5 protein-coding genes are annotated in these 7014 nt (G+C 59.1%); 2 read left to right on the forward strand and 3 right to left on the reverse strand.

Annotated elements, in window-relative coordinates; genetic code table 11:
• Both HMPREF9538_RS04835 and HMPREF9538_RS04830 read right to left on the reverse strand, forming a co-directional pair.
• On the reverse strand, positions 1 to 463 hold a 463-nt coding region (locus HMPREF9538_RS04835), incomplete at its 3' end, for a PilN domain-containing protein (protein WP_009486054.1).
• The gene (locus HMPREF9538_RS04830) at positions 447 to 1247 is read right to left on the reverse strand and encodes a hypothetical protein (protein WP_004174027.1); all 801 of its coding nucleotides are present in this window, start codon (positions 1245 to 1247) and stop codon (positions 447 to 449) included. The genes HMPREF9538_RS04835 and HMPREF9538_RS04830, both read right to left, overlap by 17 nt.
• 118 nt (positions 1248 to 1365) lie before the next feature.
• On the opposite strand from HMPREF9538_RS04830, the gene mrcA reads away from it, so the two are divergent.
• Positions 1366 to 3924: a peptidoglycan glycosyltransferase/peptidoglycan DD-transpeptidase MrcA gene (gene mrcA, locus HMPREF9538_RS04825; RefSeq protein ID WP_004185951.1), complete on the forward strand. Its 2559-nt coding sequence runs from the start codon at positions 1366 to 1368 to the stop codon at positions 3922 to 3924.
• Between the two features lie 53 nt (positions 3925 to 3977).
• Here mrcA and nudE read toward each other — a convergent pair whose 3' ends face one another.
• On the reverse strand, positions 3978 to 4538 hold the full coding sequence (nudE, locus tag HMPREF9538_RS04820; protein ID WP_002920321.1) for an ADP compounds hydrolase NudE: 561 nt from the start codon (positions 4536 to 4538) through the stop codon (positions 3978 to 3980).
• 320 nt (positions 4539 to 4858) lie between these two features.
• On the opposite strand from nudE, the gene HMPREF9538_RS04815 reads away from it, so the two are divergent.
• A complete protein-coding gene (locus HMPREF9538_RS04815; RefSeq protein ID WP_004174025.1) occupies positions 4859 to 6988 on the forward strand; it encodes an intracellular growth attenuator family protein in 2130 nt (709 codons plus the stop codon).
• Positions 6989 to 7014 lie beyond the last annotated feature (26 nt).

Below are 7014 nucleotides of genomic sequence, written 5' to 3' on the forward strand. Positions count from 1 at the left end.
TCCCGCCGGCTTTTGCCGGCGCGAATCCCGCGACGCGAGTCAGCGCAGCCTCCACGCTGGTTAGCGCCTGCAGGTTAAGGGCCAGGCCGTCCAGCGTGAGGAGTACGCCCTGGTACTCCAGCCGCGTCAGCCACGCCTGCGCGGGCAGATCTGCCGCCAGCGCCTGCAGCCTGGGTTGCCAGGCGGCGATCGCCGATCTGCGCTGGTACTGCTGGCGCTGCCGTTGATGCTGCTGCCACGCCTCACGCATCGCCTGCTCGCGCTGCTTAAGCGAGGCGAGCAGCTGCGCGTCGGCCGTCGTGTGAAGCGTCGCCAGGAAGTCGCGCTGCAGACGCGCCGTTCGGCTCACCAGCAGGCCCATCCCGCCCAGCAGCACAATGCCGATGGTTAACAACAGGACGTAGCGCAGGCGCTGGCGGCGACGCAGGTCGCGCCAGGGAAGAAGATTAACGACATGCGTCATGCCGCCCGCCTCCCAGCGCCAGCCCAAGGGCAATGGCGTAACGATCGCCATCGGCTGGCAGCGGGGGCTGCCGACGGTGAATCACTTGCCAGACATCAAAGCGACTGGCCTCATCGCCCGCGTCAATACACAGGCGCAGCGGAATCTGAAGCTGCCCCGCCAGCTGGCTTAAGGACCCGACATCAGCGCAGGCGTCGCTGCCCCAGGCCTCACGGGTCGCCCACAGCCAGTGCTTTTCATCCCGCCACGCCAGGCCCTGGTCTGCCGCAGTCATCCAGGGGAAAAAGGCGCCGAGCGCACTGGCATCCGGTACGATGGCCGCCACCCGCAGCCGCAGCCGCCCTGCCAGCTCCCGCAGAACATTGATATCCAGCCGCTGCGCCGCCGTAACCTGCCAGCCGTCATCCCGCGAGGTGGGGGCATAATCAATACATAGCGCGGAGGCAGGCATTGCCAGCTGCTGGCTCATGGCGCTGGCTACCCACGTCGCCTGTTCCCGCTCCCGCAGGGCGAACTGGGGATATGGAAGACGCTTTTGCAGTGTGCGCACCGCGGGAAAGGCGATACTAACCTGATGCTGCGCCGGTAGCTCCCGCCGCCAGGCGGCCAGCCGCGAACCGAGTGCGCTGACGTCCGCCACCATTCCCTGACGTACCAGCCCCGGCGGCAATGGGATACGCCACCAGCGGCGCAGCGCCCAGTGTGAACGTTCATGCAATAGCGCGACAATGGCAATGCTATCCTGTTGGATATGCATTCCAAGCCGCCAGTTTCTGAAAGCCATGCTTACGATCTCCTTATCCGGCAAAACTGCCCGGCTATATCAATGCACCTGGCTTGCCTTTATACTACCGCGCGTTTGTTTATAAACTGCCCAAATAAAACTAAATGGGAAAACACCGGTGAAGTTCGTAAAGTATCTATTGATCCTTGCAGTCTGTTGCGTACTGCTGGGAGCAGGCTCGATTTTTGGCCTCTACAAATACATAGAGCCGCAACTCCCCGACGTCGCAACCCTGAAGGATGTGCGTTTGCAGATCCCGATGCAGGTCTATAGCGCCGACGGTGAGCTTATTGCGCAGTACGGCGAAAAGCGCCGTATCCCTGTGACGTTGCAGCAAATTCCCCCCGAGCTGGTGAAAGCGTTTATCGCCACCGAAGACAGCCGCTTCTATGAGCACCACGGCGTCGATCCGGTAGGTATTTTCCGCGCCGCCAGCGTGGCGATGTTTTCAGGGCACGCCTCCCAGGGCGCCAGCACTATCACCCAGCAGTTAGCGCGTAACTTCTTTCTCAGCCCCGAGAAGACGTTGATGCGTAAGATTAAAGAGGCCTTTCTGGCCATCCGCATCGAGCAGTTGCTGAATAAAGATGAAATCCTTGAGCTGTATCTGAACAAGATCTACCTCGGCTACCGCGCCTATGGCGTCGGCGCCGCGGCGCAGGTCTATTTTGGCAAACCTATCGACCAACTGACCCTGAGTGAGATGGCGGTGATTGCCGGTCTGCCGAAAGCGCCTTCCACTTTTAACCCGCTCTATTCGATGGATCGCGCGACCGCCCGTCGCAACGTGGTGCTGTCGCGTATGCTGAGCGAAGGGTACATCACCCAGGCGCAATACGATGAGGCGCGCAGCGAACCCATCGACGCCAGCTATCACGCGCCGAAAATCGCCTTCTCCGCCCCTTACCTGAGTGAAATGGTGCGCCAGGAGATGGTGAATCGCTACGGCGAGCAGGCCTACGAAGACGGTTATCGGGTCTACACCACCATTACCCGTAAAAACCAGCAGGCGGCCCAGCAGGCGGTACGCAATAACGTGCTGGATTACGATATGCGTCACGGCTACCGCGGCCCGGCCAGCGTACTGTGGAAAGTCGGCGAAACGCCGTGGGAGACGAAGAAGATCGTCGATTCGCTGAAGCGTCAGTCTGGCTACGGTCCGCTTTTCCCGGCGGTGGTCACCTCCGCGAATGCCCAGGAGGCTGTCGCGCTGTTGGCTAACGGCGACTCCGTTTCGCTGACGATGGAGGGCGTGCGCTGGGCCCGTCGCTTTATCTCTGATACGCAGCAAGGGGCGACCCCGCGTAAAGTCAACGACGTTGTGCAGGCCGGGCAGCAGATCTGGGTACGCAAGGTGGGTGACAGCTGGTGGCTGTCCCAGCTCCCGGACGTCAACTCAGCGCTGGTCTCCATTAACCCGCAAAACGGCGCGATTATTGCCCTTGTCGGCGGGTTTGACTTTAACCAGAGCAAATTCAACCGCGCCACCCAGGCGCTGCGCCAGGTCGGCTCCAACATTAAACCGTTCCTCTATACCGCCGCGATGGATAAAGGCTTAACGCTGGCAAGTATGCTCAACGATGTGCCGATCTCGCGCTGGGATGCGGGCGCAGGTTCCGACTGGCGGCCGAAGAACTCGCCGCCGCAGTATGCCGGTCCGATTCGTTTACGCCAGGGCCTGGGGCAGTCGAAAAACGTGGTGATGGTGCGCGCTATGCGCGCCATGGGCGTAGACTACGCCGCCGAGTATCTGCAGCGCTTTGGCTTCCCGGCGCAGAACATTGTCCACACGGAATCGTTGGCGCTGGGCTCAGCCTCCTTTACGCCCCTGCAGGTCGCTCGCGGTTATTCGGTGATGGCCAACGGCGGCTTCCTGGTCAATCCTTTCTTTATCAGTAAGATTGAGAACGATCAGGGCGGGGTCCTCTTCGAGGAGCGTCCGAAAATTGCCTGTCCGCAGTGTGATTTACCGGTAATTTACGGCGATACGCCAAAATCCAACGTGCTGGAAAACAAGGATGTGGAAGATGTCGCCACCTCCGCGGAACCGCAGAATGGCAACGTGCCGCCGCAGCCGCAGCTGGAGCAGGCCAACCAGTCGCTGGTCGCGCAGAGCGGCGCACAGGAATACGCGCCGCATGTGATTAACACACCGCTGGCCTTCCTGATCAAGAGCGCGCTGAACAGCAACATCTTTGGCGAGCCGGGCTGGATGGGCACCGGCTGGCGCGCCGGACGCGATCTGCAGCGGCATGACATCGGTGGGAAAACCGGGACCACCAACAGCTCGAAGGACGCCTGGTTCTCAGGCTACGGACCGGGCGTGGTGACCTCGGTTTGGATCGGCTTTGACGATCATCGTCGCGATCTTGGCCGGACCACCGCCTCCGGAGCGATTAAAGATCAGATCTCTGGCTATGAAGGCGGTGCCAAAAGCGCCCAGCCGGCCTGGGACAGCTTTATGAAGAGCGTGCTGGAAGGCGTTCCGGAAGAACCGTTAACTCCGCCGCCGGGTATCGTCACGGTGAATATCGACCGCAGCACCGGTCAGTTGGCGAACGGGGGCAATAGCCGGGCGGAGTACTTTATTGAAGGAACCCAGCCCACCCAGCAGGCAGTCCGTGAGGTGGGCACCACCCTGACTGACGGCGGCGGTGAAACCCACGAATTGTTCTGACAAAAAAAGCGCCTGCGGGCGCTTTTTTATTGCTGCTTAGCGTGGACGCTCGTTCAGAGTCGGCCCTGGGCCTGCAGCCATTCCCGCACTAAAAACAGCGCGCTGACGTTACGGGCCTCGTTAAAATCTTCTTCATCCAGCAGCGACATCAGCTGCGCCAGCGGCCAGCGCACCTGCGGTAGCGGCTCAGGTTCATCGCCCGGCAGTGACTCCGGATAGAGATCTTCCGCCACCATGATATTCATTTTGCTGGAGAAGTAGGAGGGGGCCATACTGAGCTTCTTCAAAAACGTCAGCTTATTGGCGCCATAGCCAACCTCTTCTTTCAGCTCGCGATTGGCCGCTTCATCCACGGTTTCACCTGGATCAATCAGCCCTTTGGAGAAGCCCAGCTCGTAGGACTCCGTCCCCACGGCATACTCACGAATCAAAATAATGTGATCATCCACAATCGGCACAATCATCACCGCTTCACGGGTGGAAGGCCGCATACGTTCATAAACGCGACGCACACCGTTGCTGAACTCCAGATCGACGCTTTCGACATTAAAGAGGCGCGAACGGGCGACAGTTTCAACATTGAGAATGGTGGGTTTTTGTAATGATTTGCTCATTGTCATCGGTCTATGCTGTGATTAAGCAGTCATTGTGCGATACGCAACACGCTTTCGGCAATCCAAATTGCTACTTATTTACAGAGTTGTAACCTTTTCCCTGCAGGGGGAAAAGTAATAAAGATAAAAAAGTCAATAGCTTGAATTCGCTTTGAGAATTTACCGATTTCTGCGCTTTAACGTTTTTGGTAAGCTTGTGCGCTGCTGCATGACATATTCACTACCCTGTAAGCAGGTGCGCCGCTAACACTGCAGCTTGACGTTAGTCTTCACGTTCACCGACGATTTCGTAAGAAAAAAATAACTTTGATGGGATGGGCATGGGCACCTTTCTGATATTCCTTACAGCTCTGCTAATCTGCGTATTGCTCATCGGATGGTGGTATCGCGCTCACGCCAGACGCCGCCGACTCCCCCTACTGCACGCCTTTAGCGACGCTACCACGCGGCAGCTTCCTGCGGATGAGCGCCAGGCTATTGAGAAGTATGTTGCCGAGTTGAGCCACGCCCAGCAGGTGCCGGCGTCCGGTGCGACCAGCGCGCCTGTCGCTCTGGCGCTGAACGAACAGAGTGATACCGTCTATGCGGTGACACGCGCCATCACCCGCTACGGGATCACCACCGACGCGCCGAATAAATGGCGCTATTTCCTCGATTCGGTTGAAGTTCATCTGCCGCCGTTCTGGGAACAGCATATCAACGATGAAAACAGCGTCGAGCTGATCCCCACCGACAGCCTGCCGCTGGTTATCACCCTTAACGGTCATAGCCTGAGCGACTATCGCCAGGAAGCGCAAAGCTACGCCCTGGAACGCGCTTCGGCCACCCAGGCCTCCATTCGCGGCGAAGAGAGCGAGCAGGTAGAGTTGCGGCAGATCCGTCGGGAAACGCCTGAAGAACACGCTCTGAATCGCCCGGACGGGCTGCGCGAAGCGATCCTGATCGTCGCCTCCTTTCTGTTCTTTTATTTCAGCCTGATTGGGCCAGCTGTCTTTACCCCCTGGCTGGTCGCCGCAGGTTTGTTGCTGCTCGCCGCCGGACTGTGGGGGATTTATGCCCCGCCGCGTCGCGCCGCGCTGCGCGAAATCCATTGCCTGCGGGGCGTCCCTAAGCGCTGGGGATTGTTTGGCGAAAACGATCAGGAGCAGATCAATAACATCTCGCTGGGCATTATCGATCTCATCTATCCGCGCCACTGGCAACCCTGGATTGCCCAGGACCTGGGGCAGCAGACCGATATTGATATCTATCTCAACCGCCACGTGGCCCGTCAGGGACGCTACCTGTCGCTTCATGATGAAGTGAAAAACTTCCCGCTGCAGTACTGGCTACGCAGCGCGATTATCGCCGCCGGCGCCCTGGTGGTGGTGATTATGCTGTGGGCCAGCGTACCGTTGAATATGCCGTTTAAGTTCACCCTGTCGTGGCTCAAGGGCGCGCAAACGATTGAAGCCACTACCGTCAGCCAGCTGGAAAAAGCCCATGTGCGCATTGGCGATACGCTGCGCCTGACCGGTACCGGGATGTGTAATATCCGCACGCCGGGCAGTTGGTCCGCCAAAGAGGATTCGCCGTTCCTGCCTTTCGATTGTTCACAGATTGTGTGGAACGACGCCCCTCCTCTGCCGCTGCCGGAGTCTGACATTGTCAGCAAAGCGACCGCCCTGATGCAGTCCGTCCAGCGCCAGCTGCACCCGGAAACCGACGATGATTCCCGCGTCAGCCCTGCCCTACGCTCCGCCATTCAGAAATCAGGCATGGTGCTACTGGATGATTTCGGCGATATCGTGCAGAAAACTAACGATCTCTGCTCGGCAAAGGATGATTGCCTGCGGCTGAAGAATGCGTTGGTCAATCTTGGCAATACCCGTAACTGGGAAACGTTAACCAAGCGCGCCACCGCCGGCAAGCTGGATGGCGTGAACGTGCTGCTGCGGCCGGTCAGCGCCGAGTCGCTGGAGAATCTGGTGACCACCTCAACCGCGCCCTTTGTGATACGCGAAACCTCGCGGGCCGCGCAGGCGCTGAACAGCCCGGCTCCCGGCGGTTTTCTTATCGCCAGCGATGAGGGCAGCGTACTGGTCAATCAGCCGTGGCCGGCGGTGAGTCTGTATGATTATCCGGCCCATGAGCAGTGGGGCGAACTGCGGCGGCTGGCCGGTATGCTCATGCATACCCCCTTCCATGCCGAAGGTATCGTTACCAACCTGTTTACTGACGCCAACGGCACGCAGCATATCAACCTGCATCGCATCCCCGACCGCAGCGGCCTGTGGCGTTATCTGGGCATCACCCTGCTGCTGCTGTCAATGGTGGGGTGCATGGCTTACCACGCCGTGCAGGCCCTGCGTCGTTATCAACGCCATCGTCAGCGTATGGAAGAGATTCAGAAATATTACGAAAGCTGCCTTAATCCGGTTTTGCTCCCCTCATCTGACTCGCAAGATTAATTTTCCCGGCGACAGGGTGTGATACC

The organism is Klebsiella sp. MS 92-3, from assembly GCF_000195655.1.
GTDB lineage: Bacteria > Pseudomonadota > Gammaproteobacteria > Enterobacterales > Enterobacteriaceae > Klebsiella > Klebsiella pneumoniae.

Bases quoted from the DNA above. Each gene is read 5' to 3' on its own strand.
- HMPREF9538_RS04830 (WP_004174027.1), bottom strand. From the start codon at position 1,247: ATGGCTTTCAGAAACTGGCGGCTTGGAATGCATATCCAACAGGATAGC.
- nudE (WP_002920321.1), bottom strand. From the start codon at position 4,538: ATGAGCAAATCATTACAAAAACCCACCATTCTCAATGTTGAAACTGTC.
- HMPREF9538_RS04815 (WP_004174025.1), top strand. From the start codon at position 4,859: ATGGGCACCTTTCTGATATTCCTTACAGCTCTGCTAATCTGCGTATTG.